We start from the raw sequence: 22,231 nt of genomic DNA, 5'->3' as shown, positions 1-22,231 counted from the left end.
ACAAAGAAATTGCCGACAACCAAACCAAAAATCAGCGTACTTGTTCTCACCTTCAATCAGGCCCAATTCATCCAGCGAGCACTGCAAAGCGTTGTCGAACAACAGTCGAACAACTACGACCTTGAAATTATCGTAACCGACGACGGGTCATCAGATGGAACCGTTGATGTTATTGAACGATTTGCCGAAAATTCTCCAGTTTCGATAAAGGTTTTGGCCAAAAAGCATGAAGGTATTACGGCGATCGCGAAGAATTTTTTGTCGATGATTAATCTTGCAGATGGAGACTTCATCGGATTCCTTGCCGGTGATGATTCGTTCTCGCAGAACCGATTTTCTCTTCAGTTGGAAAAATTTGCCGCTAATCCAAATCTGAGAATTAGCTACTCAGACGGCGTTAACTGCGCAGCCGGTGAGCTTGGTCAGCGTTGCCATTCAGTAGAAACCGTCGATCTGATGAGAAGCGGTGATACCGCGAGAGTCTTCAGGCACCTGACATCACAGGCTCCTGTTCTATTCATCCAGGGGGTACTCGCCAAAGCAGATTTCCTGAAAAGAATCCAGCCTTTTGATGTCGACTTAATCGCCGATGACTGGGTTTTCAACATAAAGGTTTTCTATGCTTTGATGACCCACGGGGGCGATTTCGATTTTGAGCCGAGTGTGTGCTTTATCCGAAACATTCACGGAGAAAATACATCCAGAAATCTGATCGTCCACTATGAAAGAGTCCGTCAAGTCGCAGACAGGTACTGCAATAATGCACGTTTGATAAAGTCTAGATTTGTTGGTAACTCTTTGTTCTCGGCAGTCAAGAAAAAGAGAAACGACGAATTGATTTTCTTTATTGGAAAGATGTTTAAGCTTCCTGAAGCCCTTTATTGGTTTTTTCGAGCGTTGATTTTAAGTGTTCACAGAAAGTTTGGCTTGTTTTTGAACTTTTAATTGTTTGTAGGGGAGCAGATGCTTTATCTCCATATTGGCGTAGGAAAAGCCGGAAGTACCACAATCCAAAATTTCCTATATTTTAATTTTTCGAGTCTGCTTCCATATGTGGAGCAATTAGAGTCGTTTGGAATTGGTGACGCTTGGAGAATTGCTGCAGCATCACAAACCGAGCTGTCTTACAATTACTGGGTCAAGAAATCTAAAAAGTTTACTCCGGAAGAGTACGAGAAATTTGCAAATGAATTTTGGGATTCAGTAGCTGCCGAAGTCCGTCAGTCAGACTCAAACCATTTCATTGCCTCCAGTGAGCATATATTCTCTCAGTATGGATTTGATGCTGATAAAATAATGCTGCTAAGAGAGCATTTGCTGAGCATATTTGGTGAGGTTCGAATAATTTTTTATTGTCGTCCTCAAATATCTTGGGCGAAGTCGTTCTATAGTCAAATAATCAAAGGCCCAACTAGCGGGATAATTACATATGACCAGTTTGTAGATGAGTTCAGTGTTCACAGCTATCACTGGAACTATTACAAGGGGTTAAGTTTGTGGGCTGATGCTTTTGGTGATGAAAACATTGTCGCCCGAGTATTCCACCAAGACAACTTCATGAATGGTAATTTGATTCATGATTTTTTATCAGCTCTCGAATTAGACGGACTTGTTCTTGGTTTCGAGATGCCCTTGGCAGATAGCAACATTTCGCCTAAACCTAAACGTTTGGAACTTGTAAGGAAGATCAACAAGTTCCGGTTATCACCTTTACTTGGGCAAGCTTCAAGAATAGCGAAACGCGTTATTCTTAGCGATCTGATGAAATGGATCGATAATTGGTCAGGTTCTTTTTCAAAGCATCGTGATGCGGATATTCTTAAGCACATTGACGCTGGAAATCGGGCTTTTAATGATAGGTTTCTATCGGGGTCTGAGATGAAGTTGCCGGTAATTAAATAACGACCATTGTCCACTTATAGTATGTCAGCTCTTGTCCGATTCGTATATATAGCAGCGGATCACAGGAAAAAAACTTTGGTTCAATATTAAATGAAAATCTCCATAGCCATGGCTACCTACAACGGTGCCCAATACATACAAGAGCAACTCCAAAGCTTTATAGACCAGACCCGGCAGCCGGATGAGTTGGTCATCACGGACGACTGCTCCAGCGATCAGACTGAAGCTATTGTTCGGGATTTCGCCAAGACCGCACCCTTTAACGTCGAGTTCCATCGTAACGAAAGGAACCTTGGCTACTGCGGCAACTTCAACGCGGCGCTGATGAAGACGACAGGCGATCTGGTATTTCTCAGTGATCAGGACGATGTGTGGTTCCCCGAAAAGATCGAACACATGATTGGTGTCGCAGATCGTAATCCGCAAGCGTTGGTGGTGATGAATGATGCAGCGCTTACTGATGGCGAGTTGAATGAGGTCGGCTTGACCAAGGTTGGCCAGATTCGATCTGCTGGTTTCCCAATGAAGTTTTTTGTAATGGGATGTTGCTGCGGGATTCGGCGTGAGCTGCTGGATTTTTGTATGCCTATTCCCGAAGGCCTTAAAGCGCATGATAACTGGATTGTGCAATTTGCTGATGCTGTAAATAGCAAAGTGGTGGATGAACGTGCGCTCCAATACTATCGCCGGCATGAATCCAACGAATCGCAATTTATTGCCAACAGAATTAAAAGAGTCTCCCGTCAACAGGCTTTTTTTCACTCGGTGAAAAAGATGTTTGGAGGTGATGTTCGACAGAAGGAAAAGGAACAGGTTGGTCAGCAGCAATTGATGATAGACGGTATCCGGCGAGTATTATCCGCAGCTCCAGAAGAATACCGGACGGGTTTGCTGACTATGCTACGAACAGCTGAAGCCAATGCAAAGAGCTATAAACTACGTGTTGCGGCTCGAGAGAAGTGGCTTTTGCCACGAATTGTGGCTACATTTTGTCTGTTACTTCGCGGTGGCTATAGGAATACTAGTGGATTAAAGGCGGTTTTAAGGGATATAGTGGGATGAGATTCTGAAGGGAAAAAAGAATGTGCCCCTTGAACACACCACCTATACCCTGCAATTCAGGTTTATCATTCACTCTGTAGTATATCTTGCAGGCTCTTTTACCGAACAAAATGTGACTTATTTAAATGGGGATGACGTAAACGTGGGGCGTGTTCTAGTGACGCAGAGACAGATCTATATGGGATGGAATCCGACCTGGGTTGTTTTGGTGGGAATTAGTCTGGAGAAAGTCCACCCTTTGTTCAAATTACTACAGACGTTTTGAAGTCGATTAATTCCGATAATCCATAAGGTATTTGAATTTGGAGCTCTCGGTATGCCGAGAATATCTGTAATAACTCCTGTTTATAACGGCAGTGATTTCATCGAAGAGTGTATTCTGAGCGTTCAGGAGATAAGTGGAATCAGCTTTGAGCACATTATTGTGGATGATGGGTCAACTGATAATACTAGGGAAATTGTCAGTAAGTATCCTAGTATAAAGCTCCTTTGCCAAGAAAATAAGGGAGCAACGGCTGCACGTAATTATGGCCTGAATCATTCTGTTGGAGAATATGTCAAATTCCTCGATGCTGATGATATTCTTGATCCAACGTCTCTTAAGTCTCAGTATGAATATTGTAATAGTTTGAGCGTAAGAGAAATTTCCTATGGTTACCGCGATGTAATTTGTCGAGATGGTTTGAGTCAGGGTTTTAGGAAACGACCATGTGAGCTTCTCGCTAGTTCTGATCTGGTTAATTTGATTTTGAGAAACATTCAAATATCATTGCCTTTGTATCCAGTGGCGGCACTCGAAGAGGTTGGTGGCTTCGACGAATCTATTAGTGGACGGCAAGAGTGGAATCTGAATCTTAGGTTGTATTCACATGGGTGGAGATTCGTTTTTTGGGATGGACTCACCTTTCGACAAAGATTCCATGAAGGGGAACAAAGAATCAGTAATAGAAAACTTTTTGGCACTAATGAGAAGTTAGTATTAGATAACACTTACGCCCACATTAGAAAACTTATGGGGAAGAAAGAGAAAGATGCTTGGGCGAGCTACACATGGAATATCGGACGTGAGTTCTTGAAACAAGGAAAAAAAAAGGAAGCGAAACAATTCTTCGACAGTGCTTGGCAATTATCTTCGTGCCCAACAAGGTTCCTTAGTCAGAAATACAGAATCTTTGCGCGAGTTTTTGGGCCGTATATTTCGGAAAAAATCATTGGGTTGATTCGACGTTGATGGTTTTGGCTTTTCATCACCGTTGCTGTAATTGGTGGGCTGAAGTTGAATAAATTGGGGGCTCCTTGAAACAGAGAGTTAGTTGTATCATAACAACCTTCAATGAACCGGCTGATGTGTTAATTGGATCTGTTCAATCCGCCATCCGATGCTCGTCGATTCTAAATGAAATTATTGTTGTCGATGATGGGTCGAGTACTAACTCATTTGATTATGTGGCTAGGTCATTACAATCTCCAGAGCGTGTCCCACTTACACTGTTTAGGAAAGAAAACGGAGGGCCGTCCTCTGCCAGGAATTATGGCATGGAGAAGGCCACAGGAGATTGGATAGTTTTTCTGGATGCTGATGACATTCTGCTTTGTGACGGGCTTGAATCTAAGCTTGCTAAAATTTCTCTTCTGGATGCGCCCTCGATTGGGGGAGTTTATGGTGGTTTTGTATGGTCAGATACGGAAAAGGTTCAGCGTTTTCTCGTCTCCAATCAACCAGCAAAGGCTGACTGCGTTGGCATTGTTGGGAGAGTTCCAGGGGGGGCTCCGTCCTATATTTTAAGAAAGAAAGCCCTGGTTGAGGTCGGAGGCTTTGATACAAGTCTGGATTTTAACGAGGATATCGATCTGATTTTGCGGATGGTGAGGTCAGGCTGGGAGTTTTATGGAGTAAGTGAGCCGGGTTTTATTCGTACCGTAAATCCCAATTCACATACACGGTTTAATAAAAAGAAAGCATTGACTGGTAGCAGGAAGTTCCTCCGTAAGGCATGGCGAGAAAGATTAATGAGCAGGAGAGAGATTTCAAGACGCTACTTGCTGAATTTCGCATCTGCTTTAAAAACGAAGAGCTTAGAGTGGAGGTTTTAATTTTAATGTTTTATTTCGGTGATATAAATGATTTCTTTCCGCAGCTTTAAGGAAAGGTTGAACATCTATAGGCGTTATCCCCACTGGTCTCACCTCAACTGCATCTTCGTACACGTTCCCAAGGCCGCAGGCACAAGCGTCAATAAAGCACTCTATGGTAGAACTCTCGGGCACTACAGCGCTGCTGAAATTCAGAGAACGTTCCCCAATCTTTATGGAAGAGCATTTACCTTCTCCCTGGTTCGGAATCCTTGGGACAGAGTGCTTTCGGCATATCGATTTGCGTGCGTTGGCAGAACCGATTCAATGGGAGTTCACAAGCCGGAGCAGTATCGCATTCCCGAATTCGAAAGCTTCGAGCGTTTTTTGTGCGAATGGTTGCCTAAGCAAGATGTTGAGAAACTGGACTACATTTTTCGGCCTCAGTGGATGTTTGTTTGCGACGACAGCGGCGAGGTGATGGTGGACCATCTCGGACGTGTTGAAGCATTGGATGAGACTGTGGATGTTTTGGGTCAGAAACTGGGAAAGCCGATTTTGATTAACAATGAGAACTCTACGGGTAGTCCCAAGAGGGATTTTCGCAATGCGTATACTCGACCGGAGATGGTTGAGGTAGTGCGGGCCATTTATTTGCGGGACATTGAGTTGTTCGGGTACGAGTTTGAACGGATGTCTGCCAGCACATGAGGATTTTACACTTTATATCTTCGCCAGCAGCGGGTGGGGCGGAGACCTATGTTCGTGACCTGTCTATTCTCATGCGTCGAAAAGGACATGATGTCCACATCGTGTTCCTCCAAACTGCAGCGGAGAGCGGAAGGGATCCTGAGTTTGAGAAAGATTTTTTAAGTTCGTTGGCCTCGGCTTCGATTAGCTACTCGTTTATTGGTAAGGAGGCTCGTAGAAAGCCTTGGCTTGGAGGTCTGCGTCTTCGTAGATTTGTACGAGCATTTAACGCGGATGTCGTTCACTGCCATTTGTATTATGCGTTGTTATTTTCATTTTTTGTATTTGGTGTTCCCGTTATTTATACGCATCACAATATAAGGCTAGGCTTACCAAGGATATTTTATAAGATTTTTGATATCAAGGTTTCTGCTTATGTCGCAATTTGTGCTGCATGTAAAGAGTTGCTAGGCAGTCGTAGGCGTAGTGTGCTTCAGATAAATAACGCGGTTTCAAAGAGCCGAATTCTTCTCAAACAGAAGAAGAGCACAAATACCAATTCTGAAGTTACTTGTGTGTTTGTTGGTAGCCTTTGCGCACAGAAAAATTTGACAATGATGTTGCGGGCTTTTGGGTTAGCCCATTCTAGTAACGTCAGGTTGTTAGTTGTTGGCGAAGGGCCGGACAGAGGCCTTTTAAAGGAATTGGCGTCGTCTCTCGGCATTGATCATCGAGTGGAATTCCTGGGGAATAGATCAAACATTAATGAAATTTTGGCGGAGAGCGAAATATTCCTCATGTCTTCAGCTTGGGAGGGGTTGCCGATTGCGTTGATTGAAGCGACTCTGGCAGGCCTGCCGGTAATTGTGACGAATGTAGGTGGGTGTGCGGAAGTGGTACACCAATGTGCTAACGGATTTGTTGTTGATAGCCTTGAAGCTGGGGACTACGCGAGCGCATTGAGCAAGATGGTGGGTGATGCTGAATTAAGAGCATCGTTTTCTCGAAATGGTTTGGCGTTTGCCTCTGTTTATGAGATCGAGCGTTCGGTTGGTAGGCATTTAGAACTCTATGAAGAAGTTATTTCGGATGGTTTTTCCCGTGTTTGAAGGAAGGCGATACCTTCCTTTGCCGACTTCTGCGGGGGCATAATTGGAAATCGTTTCCTCGGCCTATCATGTTCTGAGCGCGTCGTTCATTTTCTTTCTGGGGGCGGCTATTTCAGCAACCATAGGTAGAAAATTCAACGTTAGCCCAGTTAAGTCTTTAGGGCTTTATGGTTGGCATACTTTTTTCTCCCTGTTTTATTGCTGGTATGTCTTGAGATCCGGGGGAGATGCGATTGCCTATTTCCGCCACGGGCTGTTCTGGTCCGGTGAAATTGGAGTTGGTACTTCCGCAGTTCGAGCTATGGCGGCGTTGCTCGTGTCTGGCATTGGCCTGTCAATTCTCGGTACCTTTCTGGTTTTCAACATTTTTGGCCAAATTGGTCTTCTGGCTTTTTGGGGTAGTTTGAAAGAGGCTACGCAAGATAAACCGTGGCGTATACGTTGGCTTGCAACGTTAATCATTTTTCTTCCATCGGTGAGCTTTTGGACTTCGGCCTTGGGCAAAGATGCCATTTCATTTATGGCAACGGGGTTGGCTCTCTGGAGTTCCCTCAACCTATCCCGGCGAGGGTTGTTGATGGCATTTGCTATCGGGGCAATGTTTATCGTACGGCCCCACATGGCGGGCCTTATGGTGACGGCAATTGCCATTGCGGCACTGGTGGATAGTAATGCCTCGTTGATAAAGAAGGTTTTGCTGGGAATCGGTGCCGCGGGCGTTGCCGCAGCGCTGGTTCCCTTTGCGCTCAGGTATGCGGGTGTTGGCGAGGTAGTCGATGTCGAGTCCCTCACAGAGTACATAGACAAGCGCCAGTCCTATAACACTGAGGGTGGCGGTGGCGTCGATATTGCTTCTATGAGTTTGCCGCTGCAGTTGTTCACCTACCTTTTTCGCCCACTTTTGTTTGAAGCCCGAAGCGTTTTTGGGCTGGCTGCAGCGCTAGATAATTTGATTTTGCTCGGTCTGTTTTTGTTTGGCGGTATGGCGCTTCTGCGCGGTAGAAAAACGGGGCTTGGCGAAAACCGCGTGTTTTTGTGGGCCTATGCGCTTGGAGCGTGGCTCATTCTTTCAATGACTACCGCTAACCTGGGCATCGCTCTTAGGCAGAAATGGATGTTTGCGCCGATGCTGATCTTTCTTTTTATCTCAGTAATTGGGCGGAAACGTAGCGCCTGAGGCTCTGGTTTTAAATCTTTTCTCGAGGGTCTTTAATGAACGAATCGCGATCATCGGCTTCGGAATCGGATAAGTCATGAAGACGTTTCTGCTGATTGCCAGTTTTCCCGATTCGCTGATCAAGTTTCGCGGGCCTTTGTTGCGGGCTTTGGTGGCGAAGGGTCTGGATGTGCACGTGGCTGCACCGGATCTGCCTGATGTGGCGGATATCCGCACTGAGCTGGAAGCGCTGGGTATTACCCTGCATGAAATCGGCTTGAAGCGCACGGGCACCAATCCGGTGGCGGATTTGGGCACAGTGGCTGAGCTTTGGCGTTTAATGCGCAGCATTCGCGCGGATTACGTGCTGGGCTACACCATCAAGCCGGTGATCTATGGTTCGTTGGCGGCCTGGCTGGCCAGTGTGCCCAACCGTTTTGCGTTGGTTACCGGGCTGGGTTATGCCTTTACCGGTGAGGCGTCCGGTAAGCGGGGCTTGCTGCGAAAGCTGATTCAGCGATTGTATCGGTTCGGGCTTTCCAAAAGCCGCAAGGTGTTCTTTCAGAACCCGGATGACGAAGCCCTGTTCCGGCAGCTGGGGTTGTTGCCGGCCGGTATTCCTTCGCGCGTGGTGAATGGCTCCGGCGTGGATGTGGCGGATTATTCGTTGGCACCCTTGCCAGAGAAGCCTTCGTTTCTTCTTATTGCCCGTTTGTTGGGTGACAAGGGGGTGCGGGAATATGCCCAGGCGGCCCGTCTGGTGAAAGCCCAGTATCCGGATGCGGTGTTCCGGTTGGTTGGCTGGATAGACAATAACCCGGATGCGATTAGCCAGCACGAACTGGATGAGTGGGTGAGTTCCGGCACCTTAGAGTTCCTCGGCAAGCTGGCCGATGTGCGCCCTGCCATTGCGGACTGCAATGTCTATGTACTGCCCTCATACCGTGAAGGCACGCCTCGCACGGTACTGGAAGCCATGGCTATGGGGCGGGCGGTGATAACTACCGATGCGCCAGGCTGCCGGGAGACGGTTACCGATTGCGAGAATGGGTTTCTGGTGCCGGTCCAGGCGGTTGATGAACTGGCCGATGCAATGATCCGGTTTATAGAAGAGCCGGAGCTTGTGGCCGATATGGGCGAACGCTCCCGGCAGATTGCTGAACAGAAGTATGATGTGCATAAGGTAAATGAATTCATGCTGGGTGAAATGGGGATTCAGTGATCAAACGTTTTCTTGATGTTTTGGCATCGTCTATTGCACTTGTGGTTTTGTTACCGGTCATTGGCGTAGTTACCTTGCTGATCCGCCGGAAACTTGGGTCTCCTGTTTTCTTCCGCCAGACCCGTCCGGGCAAGGATGGCAAACCCTTTGAAATGGTGAAGTTCCGCACCATGCTGGATGCAAATGATAAACACGGTAATCCTTTGCCGGATGACCAGCGAATGACCCCGTTTGGAAGTTTTCTGCGTTCCACAAGCCTAGATGAACTCCCGGAACTTTGGAATGTGCTCAAGGGCGATATGAGCCTGGTTGGCCCCCGGCCCTTGTTGATGGAATATCTGCCCCTGTATTCGAAAGAGCAAATTCGACGCCATGAGGTGCGCCCGGGTGTAACTGGCTGGGCGCAGGTGAATGGCCGCAATGCGATTTCCTGGGAAGACAAGTTCCGGCTGGATGTCTGGTATGTGGACAATCAGTCTCTTTGGCTGGATTTGAAGATTCTGTTCCTGACTGTGAAGAAGGTTTTGGTTCGGGATGGGATTAGTGGAGACGGTGAGGTGACGATGTCGAAGTTCACTGGGAGTGAGGATTGATGCGCCTTGCCATTCTTGGTGCCAGTGGCCACGGCAAGGTCGTGGCGGATGCGGCGGAGCTCGCTGGTTGGGACCAAGTGGTTTTCTTTGATGATGCCTGGCCTGGTTTAAAAGAGAATGGCCCCTGGCGTGTATTGGGTGACACTTCGGCGTTACTGGCCGATCTCGCGTCTTTCGATGGTGTGGTGGTCGCAATTGGCAATAACCGGATTCGCCAGGTTAAGCAGCAGGCTTTGTTGGCAGCAGGGGCTCAGCTCTGTTCGGTTATTCATCCTTCTGCGGTTATTAGTACCCATGCCACTGTTGGGGTTGGAACGGCGGTTTTTGCCAATGCTGTCATCAATGCCTGCGCCTCTATTGGTGAGGGGTGTATCGTGAATACGGGGGCTGTGGTGGAGCACGATTGTGGGGTGGGTGATTTTAGTCATGTCAGTCCCAATGCTGTTTTGGCGGGTGGGGTAAAGCTTGGTCCTCTCGTCTGGGTTGGCGGGTGTGCTTCGGTGCGGCAGCTCGTAGAGGTTGGGGGCGGCGCCACTGTTGGTATGGGGGCGGTTGTGACTAAGGATGTGCCTGCCAGTGTTACGGTTGTTGGGAATCCGGCTCGGGTGCTTGAGCCTCTTAAAGATTAAAAGCTGAAAATGGGGTCTGACCCCGTTTGGGGTCAGACCACGATCTAGACTCCCGCTCCGCGTTTTGCCTGCGATATCTCATGATAAAGGCAAATCCTCGCTTCAAATTTCAGAAACGAAAATATCGAGTAATCATGTTAAACGGACCTTTTTCCCCATGGCCTTCCTTTACCGAGGAAGAGGCTAACGCAGTACGTGATGTTCTTCTCTCCAACAAGGTGAATTACTGGACCGGAGAAGAATGCCGGAAATTTGAGCAGGAATTTGCGGCGTTTGCTGATTCGGAATACGCCATTGCATTGGCCAATGGCACGGTGGCGCTGGATCTGGCATTGAAGGCGTTGGGTATTAGCGATGGTGATGAGGTGGTTGTTACGCCCAGAACTTTTCTTGCGTCGGTATCCAGCATTGTGACCGCCGGCGCGGTACCGGTGTTTGCGGATGTGGATCCGGATTCCCAGAACATCACCCCGGAATCCGTGCGCAAGTTCATTACGCCACATACCCGCGCCATTGTCTGTGTGCACCTGGCTGGCTGGCCTTGTGATATGGATGGTTTTATGTCGCTGGCGGAGGAGTTCGGGCTGTCTGTGATTGAAGACTGTGCCCAGGCCCACGGTGCCCGGTACAAGGGGCGGTCTGTCGGTTCCATTGGCCACGTGGGCTGCTGGTCCTTCTGCCAGGACAAGATCATGACCACCGGTGGGGAAGGTGGCATGGTGACCACCAATGACAAGGCATTATGGTCAAAGATGTGGTCCTATAAAGACCATGGCAAGAGCTGGGATGCAGTGTATAGGCGTGACCATGAACCCGGTTTCCGGTGGTTGCATGAGAGTTTTGGCACCAACTGGCGGATGACGGAGATGCAGGGGGCCATCGGACGGATTCAGTTGCAGCGGATGACGGAGTGGTTTGCTCGGCGTAAGGCCAACCAGAACGCCATCTGGGAGACTGCCCGGGAGTTGAAGGGGCTGCGGGTGCCGGAGTTTGAGGGATTTTGTTCCGGGTGTGAATGTAAACTCGATGTAACCACGGCTTGTGAGCATGCGGGCTATAAGTGTTATGTATTCGTGAAGCCGGAAGAGCTTCAGACCGGCTGGGACCGGGACCGGATTATTGCAGAGCTGGTGGAGCGTGGTGTGCCGTGTTTTTCCGGGTCCTGCTCTGAGGTGTATCTGGAGAAGGCGTTTGATGGTACCGGGTTTCGGCCGGAGGAGCCTTTGCCGGTGGCCAAGGAGTTGGGGGAGACCAGTTTGATGTTTTTGGTGCATCCGACTCTCAAGGATGAGGAGATTGTAAAAACTTGTCAGGTTTTGGGTGAAGTGATGGCGTTGGCGGCGGGTTAGTTGGGATAGTTTGAAAGTGGGGTCTCCCGCCTGAGGATATTGGTAGAAGGAACTCTGATGATTAATGCGTTTTTGAATCTTCCCCGTTTTTACAAGCGGATGATTTCCGTTGCCTCTGATGTGGTGGTGCTCACGCTGGCGCTTTGGGTGTCCTTTGGTCTGCGGTTTGTCGAGTTTTGGGTGCCGTCGCTCGAGCATGTCATGGTGTTCTCCGCCACGGTCGTCACCACGGTGGTGATCTTCGGGCGCATGGGGTTATACCGGGCGGTTGTTCGTTTCCTGAATGATCGGGCGTTCATGACCATTGTGGGGTGCGTGATTGCATCCGCGCTGGCGCTGGTTGTCTACGGCTATTTCTTCCAGGTGCAGGTGCCGAGAACGGTGCCTGTTGTTTATGGGGCGCTGGCGTTTATTTTTGTGGCGGGGTCCCGCATGGGCGTGCGGTTGCTGGTGCAGGCGCCGGCCCAGCGGAACAAGATTCGGGTGGCGATTGTTGGTACCGGGGATACCGGGCGCCAGCTGGCTTCGGCGTTGTCCCACGGTACCGAGTATCGGCCGGTGTTGTTTATCACGGCCAACTCGGCCAACCACCGGTCGACCATTAATGGCATTCCGGTGTTCGATATCCGTCATGTTCAGAAAGGTGTGGCTCGCTACGATGTGAGCCGGGTACTGCTGGCGTTGGATGAAGATGCGCTGGGGGACCGCAGGGAGATCCTGGAGAAGCTTGAGCCGGTGAATGTCCCGGTGCAGACGGTGCCCAGTGTCTCGGAGCTGGTGTCTGGAAAGGCGCGGATCAATGATATCCGGGACTTGGAGATTGAAGATCTGCTGGGCCGTGAGCCGGTGCGGCCCGATCCACAGCTGGTGGAAGCAACCTTGAAGGGCAAGTCGGTGATGGTTACCGGCGCTGGCGGTTCCATCGGTTCTGAGCTGTGCCGCCAGATTCTGCGCCATAAGCCCAAGCGGTTGGTTCTTTTTGAGCAGTCGGAATACGGGCTGTATGCCATTGAGCGTGAACTCAAATCCTCCAATATCGTGGGCAACTACGGAGTTGAGTTGCATCCCATACTGGGGAGCGTAACTCATCGCCGGCGTTGTGAGGCGGTGATGAAGGCCTTTGATATCAACATCGTTTACCACGCTGCCGCCTACAAGCATGTGCCTCTGGTAGAGCACAATATCATTGAGGGTGTGCAGAATAACGTCTTCGGTACCTGGCATACTGCCGAGGCGGCGATTGCAGCTGGCGTGGAGCGTTTTGTTCTGGTGTCAACTGACAAGGCCGTGCGGCCCACTAACGTGATGGGTGCCAGTAAGCGATTGGCCGAATTGGTGTTGCAGGGGCTGGCCGGGCGCCAGAACGGGACCGTGTTTTCCATGGTTCGGTTTGGAAACGTGCTGGGCTCCTCTGGCTCGGTGGTTCCCCTGTTCCGGGATCAGATCCGGGACGGCGGCCCGGTGACGGTCACCCACCAGGATATCATCCGTTACTTCATGACCATTCCCGAAGCCAGCCAACTGGTGCTCCAGGCCGGGGCCATGGGGCAGGGTGGTGAAGTGTTTGTGCTGGATATGGGCGAGCCGGTGAAAATTGCTGACCTGGCGCGGAAGATGATTCGCCTTATGGGTTTAACGGAAAAAACTGAAGAGAACCCGGCGGGCGATATCGAGATCACCTATACGGGCCTGCGGCCTGGCGAGAAGTTGTTTGAGGAGTTGCTGATCGGGGACAACCCGCAGGGCACCTCTCATCCGCGGGTAATGATGGCGCGGGAGGTGTCGCTGCAATGGGAGGAGGTCTCCAAGCTTCTGGACCGGCTTGCCCTGGCTAGCCAGAATTTTGATTGTGAGCGGATTCTGGAGCTGATTCATTCAGCACCGACCGGGTACACGCCGAATGGGGATGTGGCGGATCTGGTTTGGTGCCATCGGATCAAGACGGTTGGTGGAACTCGTGAGGGAGATGACGGGAAGATTCGGGTGATTTATTGAATCGAGAGTTGGTTAGAGGTGAAGTTGGGGTCAGATGAAGGCTTTCATCAGACCCCTGAGTTGGACCCCTTTTTCTGTTCCCATGTTTCCGTTTGTTACGAAGTGAATAGGTTTTCATGACAAATTGATCTTTTAATGTGGTAGCCTCAGCGCCGCGCGAGTTTGCAAAAGTCAGTAAAATCTGGTGACTTCTGCAAGGTCGGGCGGCGTTTCTTTTTACGAGACTGGGTGCGGGACTTTGGCAACGTCGATATTGATTGGGTACTTTTTGCTGATTGCGGTGGCAAGCTGCGGGCTGACCTATGGCCTGCGTAAATGGGCGCTCAGCCGAAAAGCTTTGGTCCAGCCTTCCGAGCGGTGCTCCCACACTGTCCCAACGCCCCATGGTGGCGGCATCGCAATCGGCGTTCTTGCCCTGGCTTTGACTGTTCCCTTCGCTATTTCCAACTGGGTTCCGGATTTATCCATGGGTGCCATGCTGGCGCTTGGCCTGGTGATGCTGGCAGTTGGGGTCTGGGACGATTTTGGGGATCTGCCGGCCAAGCTCAGGCTAGGGGTTCATCTGGTGGTCGTGGTGCTGGGCATGCTTGCCATTCCTACCCTGCCAGTATTCTCGGTTCTCGGCTTTGAGGTAGACAGTTCCTCTGCATTTCTACTCTGGCCGATCCTGGTGCTGGGATGGGCCTGGCTGATCAACCTGTATAACTTCATGGATGGTATTGATGGTCTCGCAGCGGTGCAGGCCATTGTGGTGCTCGGCGGGATGGCGCTGAATTTTGCCATCTGGGGTCCTCACACCTGGACCTGGATCTGTTTGTTGACGCTGGCATCGGTTCTGGGCTTTGTCATCTGGAACTGGCCACCCGCCCGGATTTTCATGGGCGATGGTGGTAGCGGATTTTTGGGTTTTGCATTGGGTTTTCTGATGCTACTTTCCGCCTCTACCACTACGGTGAGCATGTGGAGCTGGATAATCCTGTTAACGCTGTTTATTGCGGATGCCACCACCACTTTGTTCGTGCGACTCCTCACCGGCCAGAACGTGCTTCAGGCCCATCGCCTTCATGCCTATCAGAAATTGGCCCAGCGGGCCGGTAGCCATTTGCCGGTTACATCCGGTTATGGCCTAGTGATGCTGATTGTGCTGTTGCCTGCGTCTATGGTGGCTAATGCCGTGCCGGGGTCAGGGGTTTGGGTGTTTGCGTTGCTGTTCGCGGTGTTTTCATCAATTGCTTTCAAACTGGGTGCTGGCCGGCAGGAGTTGTGAAATGATCCCCCAGGGGTCTGAAGAACGCTTTCTTCTGACCCCATGTTGGCGCCGGACTCCTGAGTTAGGCCTGAAGTTGGGGTCAGAAGAAGGTTTTCTTCAGACCCCTGTGCTGCACCAGACCCCAGCCTTTACCCTTCTTTACGATCACTTCTTTGAGCTAATGGATTTTCGAACGTTATGCAGATATACGACGTATTCAACGGCGATGCCGACGGCATCTGCGCCCTGATTCAGCTCCGTTTGGCGGAACCCGCTGAAAGCACCCTGATTACGGGAGTGAAGCGGGATATTGCCCTGGCCAAACAGGTACCCACCTCGGAACCTGTGCAGGCGAACATCCTGGATGTCAGCCTGGAGAAAAACCGGGAAGCGGTGGACGCTTTGCTGGCAGCGGGTTCTTCTGTGTTCTACGTGGATCACCACTTTCCTGGCGATGAATTGCCAGGTCACCCGAACTTCACCGCGCTGATCGATACCCAGCCGGCCACTTGCACCAGTTTGCTGATTGACCAGCACCTGAACGGCCGCTTCTATAACTGGGCCATTGCCGCGGCGTTTGGCGATAACCTCAATGCGGTGGCTGAAAAGCTGGCGGAAAAGGCCGGTTTGAGCGCTGAGCAGATCGAGTCCCTGAAAATGCTGGGCGTATGTATCAACTACAACGGTTATGGATCTTCGGTGGAAGATCTGCATTTCCATCCTGCGGATTTATACCGGGAGTTTGTGAAATTTGCGGACCCACTGGAGCTGATCGCTTCCGAGCCACCTGCCTGGCAGCAGCTGCGGGACGGTTATGAGGCGGATATGGCCGAAGGCATGGCCGCGCCAGTGCTGAAGGAAACCGCTACCTCACTTGTGGTTAAACTTCCCGACGAAGCCTGGGCCCGGCGGGTGAGTGGCGTTTTGGGCAATGAGCTCGCCAATCGCAATCCGGACAAGGCTTGCGCGATTGTTACCGAGAAGGCGGATGGTACCTACCTTGTGAGCATTCGTGCCCCGCTCAATAACCGCACCGGCGCGGATGAAGTGGCCCGGCAGTTTCCGATGGGTGGTGGCCGGAAGGCTGCGGCCGGGATCAACGCTTTGCCCGGGGAGCAGTTGAACGTCTTTCTTGATACAATGGCCGGATTTTGGAAGTGAAGTGAATTTGAAAATGGGGTCAGATGAAGGCTTTCATCAGACCCCAACTTAGCATCGGAATCCGAAATAACACCCAGGATCTGCAATGACCTTGACACCCCCCAGAAAAACCCACCTCAAACAGCTTGAGGCAGAATCGATTCACATCATTCGTGAAGTGGCGGCCGAGTTCGATAACCCGGTAATGCTCTACTCCATCGGCAAGGATTCAGCGGTGATGCTGCATCTGGCTATGAAAGCTTTCGCTCCGGGTAGGCCGCCATTCCCGCTGATGCACGTGGACACCACCTGGAAATTCCGGGAGATGATTGAATTCCGGGACAGAATGGCCGAGAAGCTGGGTTTGAAGCTGATTGTTCACACTAACGAAGAGGGTGTGAAGCAGGGTATCGGTCCCTTCACCCACGGTAGCGCCAAGCATACTGATGTGATGAAAACCCAGGCGCTGAAGCAGGCGCTGGATACGTACGGCTTTGATGCAGCCTTTGGTGGTGCTCGCCGGGACGAAGAGAAGTCCCGGGCCAAGGAGCGCGTGTATTCTTTCCGGGACAAGTTCCACCGGTGGGATCCGAAAAATCAGCGTCCCGAACTGTGGAACCTTTATAACGGCAAGGTGAACAAGGGCGAGAGCATCCGTGTATTCCCGCTCTCCAACTGGACCGAGTTGGATATCTGGCAATACATCTACCTTGAGAATATCGACATTGTACCGCTTTACTTCGCAGCCGAACGGCCGGTGGTTGAGCGAGACGGCACACTGATCATGGTGGATGATGACCGCATGCCCCTGGAGCCGGATGAGAAGCCGGAGATGAAGATGGTGCGGTTCCGGACGTTGGGCTGCTACCCGCTTACCGGTGCCGTGGAGTCCGAGGCGGCGACCCTGCCGGATATTATCCAGGAGATGCTGCTGACCAAGACCTCCGAGCGCCAAGGGCGGGTGATTGACCATGACTCGGCGGCTTCTATGGAGCAGAAGAAGCGGGAAGGGTATTTCTAGTTCAGGGGTCTGAAGAACTCCGTTCTTCTGACCCCGAGTTAGCGCCTAACTCCCGAGTTGGCCTGAAGATGGGGTCAGATGAAGGCTTTCATCAGACCCCTGAGTTAGTTCAGACCCCCGACAGATTTGAAAATGGGGTCAGATGAAGGCTTTCATCTGACCCCGTGTTCACACCAGACATCCGAGTTGAAAATAAAATGTCCCACGCATCCGAATTAATCGAATCAGACATCCTCCAATACCTGGACCAGCACGAGAACAAGGACCTGCTCCGGTTCCTCACATGCGGCAGCGTTGATGATGGCAAATCCACCCTGATCGGCCGCCTGTTATTCGATTCCAAGCTCATCTTCGAAGACCACCTCGCCGCCCTGCACAAGGACAGCGAGCGTATGGGTAACGCCGGTGAGGCGCTGGATCTGGCGTTGCTGGTGGACGGCCTGGCTTCCGAGCGGGAGCAGGGTATTACCATTGATGTCGCCTACCGTTATTTCTCCACCGACAAGCGCAAGTTCATCATTGCTGATTGCCCGGGGCATGAGCAGTACACCCGGAACATGGCTACCGGTGCCTCTACCTGTGAGCTGGCGGTGGTGATGATTGATGCGCGGAAGGGCGTGCTGACCCAGTCCCGCCGGCATAGCTTTATTGTCAGCCTGCTGGGCCTGAAGCATGTGGTGGTGGCCATCAACAAGATGGACCTGGTGGATTTCAGCGAGGAGCGTTTCAACGAGATCCGTGCTGAGTATGAAAAGCTGGCGGACCAGTTGGGTCTCCAGGATGTCTACTATGTGCCGATTTCGGCCCTGAACGGCGACAACGTGGTGAACCGGAGCGAGAACACGCCCTGGTACCACGGTGAAACCCTGATGAATATTCTGGAGCAGGTGGAGGTTCTGGAGGACCAGAACATCACCGATTTCCGCCTGCCGGTGCAATATGTGAATCGGCCCAACCTGGATTTCCGGGGTTATTGCGGCACCATCGCTAGTGGTGTCGTCCATAAGGGTGACGAAGTGGCGGTGCTGCCTTCCGGTAAGACCTCCAAGGTGGCCGGTATCCATACTTACGAAGGCGAAATTGAACGCGCTTGGCCGGGTGATGCGGTAACCATCACCCTGGAAGACGAGGTGGATGTCTCCCGCGGCGACCTCTTGGTCCATGCGAACAATCAGCCGGGGCTGGGTAACCGCTTTGCCGCCCACATCGTCTGGATGAACGAAAACGCGTTGGTGCCGGGTCGCGAATACGGCATCAAGATTGGTACTAAGGTCACCAACTGCTATGTCAACAAGGTGCTTGAGGAGGTGGATGTGAACACCCTCGAGCGCAACGCCGAGGTGGATGGTGGCCTGGAGCTGAATGCCATTGGGTTGTGTGATGTGGAATTGGCGGAATCTGTGGTGGTGGAAGACTACCAGCATCACTTTGGTACCGGGAATTTCATCCTGATCGACAAGATGACCAATGTGACCGTGGCTGCCGGCATGGTGGAGCGGGCGTTGGATGCTTCTGGTGAGATGCCAAAGCGGGAATATACCGAGGCGGAGCGGAATCTGAACAGGTTTATTCGGGAGAATTATCCGGAGTGGGGTTGTAAGGCCATCTAAATCTCTCTTGAGACTGCAGGAGCCCCCCTCGACTCGACAATGGTTGGGTGGAGCGGGGCATTTTTAGTGTGTGGGCATCGGTTGAAATGGCGTCAAAAAACTCCGCAAGACAAGGTGTGATCGCAGTGACCGGGGCGACAGGCTTTATTGGTCGCTTTCTTGTCCAGTCGCTGACTGCATCTGGTTTTCAGGTCAGAGTCTTCGCCAGGAAGGCATGCCGCGGAATGGACAGCTACGGATACGGTGATTTAGCAGACAGCCCGAACTGGAACGACGCTCTCTCGGATGTTGAGGCGGTTATTCATTGTGCCGCCGTGGCCCATCAGCCTCTGAACAACGATCCGTCCTTGCGTGACCGGATTTACCGGGTAAATCGCGATGCGGTGCGTTCCCTGGCCGATGCTTGCGTTGACCAAAAGGTCGGTAGGCTTATCTTTCTGAGCAGTGTGAAGGTTTACGGCGAGAGCTCTCCCTGTGGTCAACCCTTCCGCGAGTCAGATCCACTTTCGCCATGTGATGACTATGGGCTGAGCAAACATCAGGCGGAGGAAATTCTGAGAGAGTTTTCGGGAAGAGATCTTGAAGTTTGCGCCCTCAGGTTGCCACTCGTATATGGTCCCGGAAGCAAGGCGAATTTCAGAAAGCTGCAAAAGCTTGCTATGTCCCCGCTCCCAATACCCCTCGCAAGCGTGCATAACCGGCGGAGCTTCCTTGCATTGGTCAATCTGGCCGCTGTGATTAAAGCCCTTCTGGACCTGGAGTCCTGGCCTTTTTTCGAGTTGAATGTCGCGGACCCACAGGCGGTCTCAGTTCCCCAGCTGATCACTCATTTGGCCGAGGCCAATGGCAGGCGCGTCTGGTTGTTGCCAGTCCCGGTGTCGGTTCTGACCTTCATCGGTCGACTTATTGGGGCTGAAGGCGCTGTTGAGAAGCTGACGGGAAACATGGAAATTGGTGTGAATCTTTTGGAGCAGGTACTTCCTGAGCTTCGGCTGTTGTCCACCGAACAGGCAGTGAAGTCAGACGCTCTACCTGCCAATTCCAATAGCGGCGAGGGCTTCTAAACGATGCGCGTGCTGCAGTTTTACCGAACCTATCTACCGGAAACCCACGGCGGAGTCGAGGAGGCCATCCATCAGATCTGTCTGGCAACCGGCAAATTAGGTGTCGAGCAGCGGGTGCTGACTCTCGCCAATGTGCCGGAAGTGGAGACGCTGGACCTGCCCGAGGGAAAGGTGATTCGGGTGCCGGTCCAGATTGAGCCAGCCTCATGTTCCATGGGCAAGGAGGCTTTTCGGGAATACCGGGAGCAGGCCGCCTGGGCGGATCTGATACATATACATTACCCCTGGCCCTTTGCGGATCTTGTGCATCTCTTATCCGGCTGCAATAAGCCGGTATTGGTGACCTACCATTCGGACATCATTCGGCAGACGGCCCTGGAGAAACTCTATGCGCCGATGCGTTGGCTCTTCTTCAGGAAGGTCTCCAGGTTCGTAGCGACATCGCCCAAGTACGTTGAAACCAGTCAACTGCTCCGTAAACTCCAACGGCCAGTGGATGTAATTCCGCTTGGCCTCGCTCCCGAGAGTTACGAGCGGCCCAGCCAGGAGGCGCTGGATGCTGTTGAACGGGATTACGGAGATGGGTTCTTCTTGTTCATTGGTGTGCTCCGCTACTACAAAGGCCTGCGTTACCTGGTCGAGGCTGCCGCCCGCACTGGCCTGAATGTGGTTATCGCTGGTCATGGCCCGGAAGAGGAGGTGTTGAAGCGGCAAGCAAGGGATCAGGGGGCCGACAGTGTCCGTTTTGCCGGGTTTGTCAGTAACGACATCAAACAAGCGCTCATGACTCGAGCGAGTGCGATAGCGTTTCCTTCCTGTGAGCGTTCTGAAGCATTCGGGGTGACCTTACTGGAGGGGCAGATGCACGGGCTACCGCTGATAACCTGCGACATCGGTACAGGTACCTCCTATGTCAACCAGCACGGAGAGACCGGATTAGTGGTTCCGCCCAGGGATGTGTCTGCGCTGGCAGAGGCTATGAAACAGATCAGCCAGGCTCCCGAGCTTGCGCGCAAGATGGGCAAAGCCGGCCGAGTCCGATTCGCCAATGAATTTTCGGGGGAGTTGGTCGGGAAGCGATACCTGAAAGTTTACCGTCAACTGCTGGGGCAGGACTCGCCGGAAGAATAATCCGAATGGCGTCCTGGCAGAGAAACGAAGGCCTTGGAGCGAGCAAGATGGGTTCTGAATTTTACAGAGCATTCGAGGATCGATTCAGAGGAGAGCGGTCAGAGATCAAGCAACGTTTGAGCGTTTATCTGCCTTTTATCGAGCCTCTTCTGCGGCTATACCCGGAGTGCTTTGCGGTGGACCTCGGCTGTGGCCGGGGCGAGTGGTTGGAGCTAGTGCTTGAAAACGGGTATCAGGCGCAGGGGATTGACCTTGATGGAGGGATGCTTGAGGACTGCGAATTACGGGGGTTGCCAGCCCGCAAGCAGGACGCACTGGAGTTTCTGACGAGTCTGGACGACGCGAGTGTCGGGGTGGTGTCTGGCTTTCACATAGCTGAGCATGTTCCTTTTCCATACCTGCAAGACCTGATAGCCGAGGCGTTAAGAGTTCTTCGGCCGGCGGGAATTCTGATCCTGGAGACGCCAAACCCGGAAAACGTGACCGTGGGTTCACATAAATTTTATATGGATCCGACCCATAAGCAGCCCATCCCGGGAGAGCTTCTGAAATTCCTCACTGATCACTGCGGATTCGCTCGGTCAAGAATCATGCGACTCAATGAGCCGAAAACTGATGGTGTGAACGACGATATGCGTTTGATCGATGTGCTCGAAGGGGTGAGTCCGGACTATGCGGTTGTGGCTCAGAAAAACGCATCTGTGGATGAAATGGTTGCTTTCGATGTTCCCTTTGACAGAGAAATGGGCGTATCTCTGGATGGGGCTGCCAATCGCTATGATGACGAGCTCCGAAACCGCTTAGAAGCTCTATCGCAAGAGCTACACAAGATGCGAGAGCAGTGTGTTTCGAGAACTGAGCATTTGGCAAAAGTTGCTGAACTGGAGAAGCAGATCAGCGAACTAAAAGCCGTCAGGGGCGTTTCTTTTCTTAAGTCGATGCTTCGTCCTGTTGCGCGATGGGTCATCGGGAAGGCTCTGACTGGAGGTTGGAGGAGAAAAGCTTTTGAGAGAGCTTTGGCGAGATTTCCCGCGTTGCGGGGTCACATTCTGGCGTTTGCGCGGAATCAGGGTTTACCGGGAGCATCGCTCCCTCAAGGACTGACACCCCTTGATGAGCTTGGGCTGAAACACTCTGTCACGCCAGAGTTGAGCGAGATGTCGGAGTCCGAAAGATTCTTCTACGCGGAAGTTATTGACCGTCAGGATCGCTCTAAAAACAAGAAAGGCCTTTGAG

Annotated in this window: 20 protein-coding genes; all 20 read left to right on the top strand. The window is 51.7% G+C overall.

Annotated elements, in window-relative coordinates; translation table 11 throughout:
* Positions 1-9 precede the first annotated feature (9 nt).
* The 20 genes from BM254_RS06930 (at position 10) to BM254_RS06835 (ending at position 22,230) form a co-directional block, all read left to right on the top strand.
* A complete protein-coding gene (locus BM254_RS06930; RefSeq protein WP_092000674.1) occupies positions 10-945 on the top strand; it encodes a glycosyltransferase in 936 nt (311 codons plus the stop codon).
* Between the two features lie 18 nt (positions 946-963).
* Complete coding sequence (locus tag BM254_RS06925) at positions 964-1,902, top strand: hypothetical protein (RefSeq protein ID WP_139227037.1); 939 nt, start codon at positions 964-966, stop codon at positions 1,900-1,902.
* Between the two features lie 90 nt (positions 1,903-1,992).
* Positions 1,993-2,964 (top strand): glycosyltransferase family 2 protein, encoded by a 972-nt coding sequence (locus BM254_RS06920; RefSeq protein WP_217647738.1) that lies wholly within the window; start codon positions 1,993-1,995, stop codon positions 2,962-2,964.
* Between the two features lie 316 nt (positions 2,965-3,280).
* A complete protein-coding gene (locus BM254_RS06915; protein ID WP_092000668.1) occupies positions 3,281-4,195 on the top strand; it encodes a glycosyltransferase family 2 protein in 915 nt (304 codons plus the stop codon).
* A gap of 65 nt (positions 4,196-4,260) precedes the next feature.
* Positions 4,261-5,058 carry a glycosyltransferase family 2 protein gene (locus BM254_RS06910; protein ID WP_175497211.1) on the top strand — a complete coding sequence of 266 codons (798 nt, stop codon included), beginning with the start codon at positions 4,261-4,263 and terminating at the stop codon, positions 5,056-5,058.
* 27 nt (positions 5,059-5,085) lie between these two features.
* On the top strand, positions 5,086-5,748 hold the full coding sequence (locus BM254_RS06905) for a sulfotransferase family 2 domain-containing protein (RefSeq protein WP_092000663.1): 663 nt from the start codon (positions 5,086-5,088) through the stop codon (positions 5,746-5,748).
* On the top strand, positions 5,745-6,836 hold the full coding sequence (locus tag BM254_RS06900; protein WP_092000660.1) for a glycosyltransferase: 1,092 nt from the start codon (positions 5,745-5,747) through the stop codon (positions 6,834-6,836). Before BM254_RS06905 ends, BM254_RS06900 begins: the two co-directional genes overlap by 4 nt.
* Before the next feature lie 43 nt (positions 6,837-6,879).
* The gene (locus BM254_RS06895; protein ID WP_092000657.1) at positions 6,880-8,013 is read left to right on the top strand and encodes a hypothetical protein; all 1,134 of its coding nucleotides are present in this window, start codon (positions 6,880-6,882) and stop codon (positions 8,011-8,013) included.
* Between the two features lie 76 nt (positions 8,014-8,089).
* Positions 8,090-9,214, top strand: coding sequence for a glycosyltransferase family 4 protein (locus BM254_RS06890; RefSeq protein WP_092000654.1), 1,125 nt, complete (start codon positions 8,090-8,092; stop codon positions 9,212-9,214).
* Complete coding sequence (locus BM254_RS06885) at positions 9,211-9,807, top strand: sugar transferase (RefSeq protein WP_092000652.1); 597 nt, start codon at positions 9,211-9,213, stop codon at positions 9,805-9,807. The genes BM254_RS06890 and BM254_RS06885 overlap by 4 nt, the downstream gene beginning before the upstream one ends.
* A complete protein-coding gene (locus BM254_RS06880) occupies positions 9,804-10,436 on the top strand; it encodes an acetyltransferase (RefSeq protein WP_092000649.1) in 633 nt (210 codons plus the stop codon). The genes BM254_RS06885 and BM254_RS06880 overlap by 4 nt, the downstream gene beginning before the upstream one ends.
* A gap of 134 nt (positions 10,437-10,570) precedes the next feature.
* Positions 10,571-11,785 carry a DegT/DnrJ/EryC1/StrS family aminotransferase gene (locus tag BM254_RS06875; RefSeq protein WP_092000647.1) on the top strand — a complete coding sequence of 405 codons (1,215 nt, stop codon included), beginning with the start codon at positions 10,571-10,573 and terminating at the stop codon, positions 11,783-11,785.
* A 57-nt stretch (positions 11,786-11,842) separates the two neighbouring features.
* A complete protein-coding gene (locus tag BM254_RS06870) occupies positions 11,843-13,780 on the top strand; it encodes a polysaccharide biosynthesis protein (protein WP_092000644.1) in 1,938 nt (645 codons plus the stop codon).
* 238 nt (positions 13,781-14,018) lie between these two features.
* Entirely contained in the window at positions 14,019-15,047 is a 1,029-nt protein-coding gene (locus BM254_RS06865) for an MraY family glycosyltransferase (protein WP_139227035.1), read from the top strand.
* A gap of 180 nt (positions 15,048-15,227) precedes the next feature.
* Positions 15,228-16,190: a DHH family phosphoesterase gene (locus tag BM254_RS06860; RefSeq protein ID WP_092000638.1), complete on the top strand. Its 963-nt coding sequence runs from the start codon at positions 15,228-15,230 to the stop codon at positions 16,188-16,190.
* 85 nt (positions 16,191-16,275) lie between these two features.
* Positions 16,276-17,190: a sulfate adenylyltransferase subunit CysD gene (gene cysD, locus BM254_RS06855; RefSeq protein WP_092000635.1), complete on the top strand. Its 915-nt coding sequence runs from the start codon at positions 16,276-16,278 to the stop codon at positions 17,188-17,190.
* A gap of 197 nt (positions 17,191-17,387) precedes the next feature.
* A complete protein-coding gene (gene cysN / locus BM254_RS06850; RefSeq protein WP_092000632.1) occupies positions 17,388-18,800 on the top strand; it encodes a sulfate adenylyltransferase subunit CysN in 1,413 nt (470 codons plus the stop codon).
* Between the two features lie 116 nt (positions 18,801-18,916).
* Positions 18,917-19,864: an NAD-dependent epimerase/dehydratase family protein gene (locus BM254_RS06845; RefSeq protein ID WP_175497210.1), complete on the top strand. Its 948-nt coding sequence runs from the start codon at positions 18,917-18,919 to the stop codon at positions 19,862-19,864.
* 3 nt (positions 19,865-19,867) lie between these two features.
* Positions 19,868-20,995: a glycosyltransferase gene (locus BM254_RS06840; RefSeq protein ID WP_092000626.1), complete on the top strand. Its 1,128-nt coding sequence runs from the start codon at positions 19,868-19,870 to the stop codon at positions 20,993-20,995.
* A 5-nt stretch (positions 20,996-21,000) separates the two neighbouring features.
* Positions 21,001-22,230 carry a class I SAM-dependent methyltransferase gene (locus BM254_RS06835; RefSeq protein ID WP_092000623.1) on the top strand — a complete coding sequence of 410 codons (1,230 nt, stop codon included), beginning with the start codon at positions 21,001-21,003 and terminating at the stop codon, positions 22,228-22,230.
* The last annotated feature ends 1 nt before the right edge of the window (position 22,231 follow it).

It is taken from the genome of Marinobacter pelagius, assembly GCF_900114925.1.
GTDB lineage: Bacteria > Pseudomonadota > Gammaproteobacteria > Pseudomonadales > Oleiphilaceae > Marinobacter > Marinobacter pelagius.
This window is presented reverse-complemented; position numbering and strand designations above follow the sequence as displayed.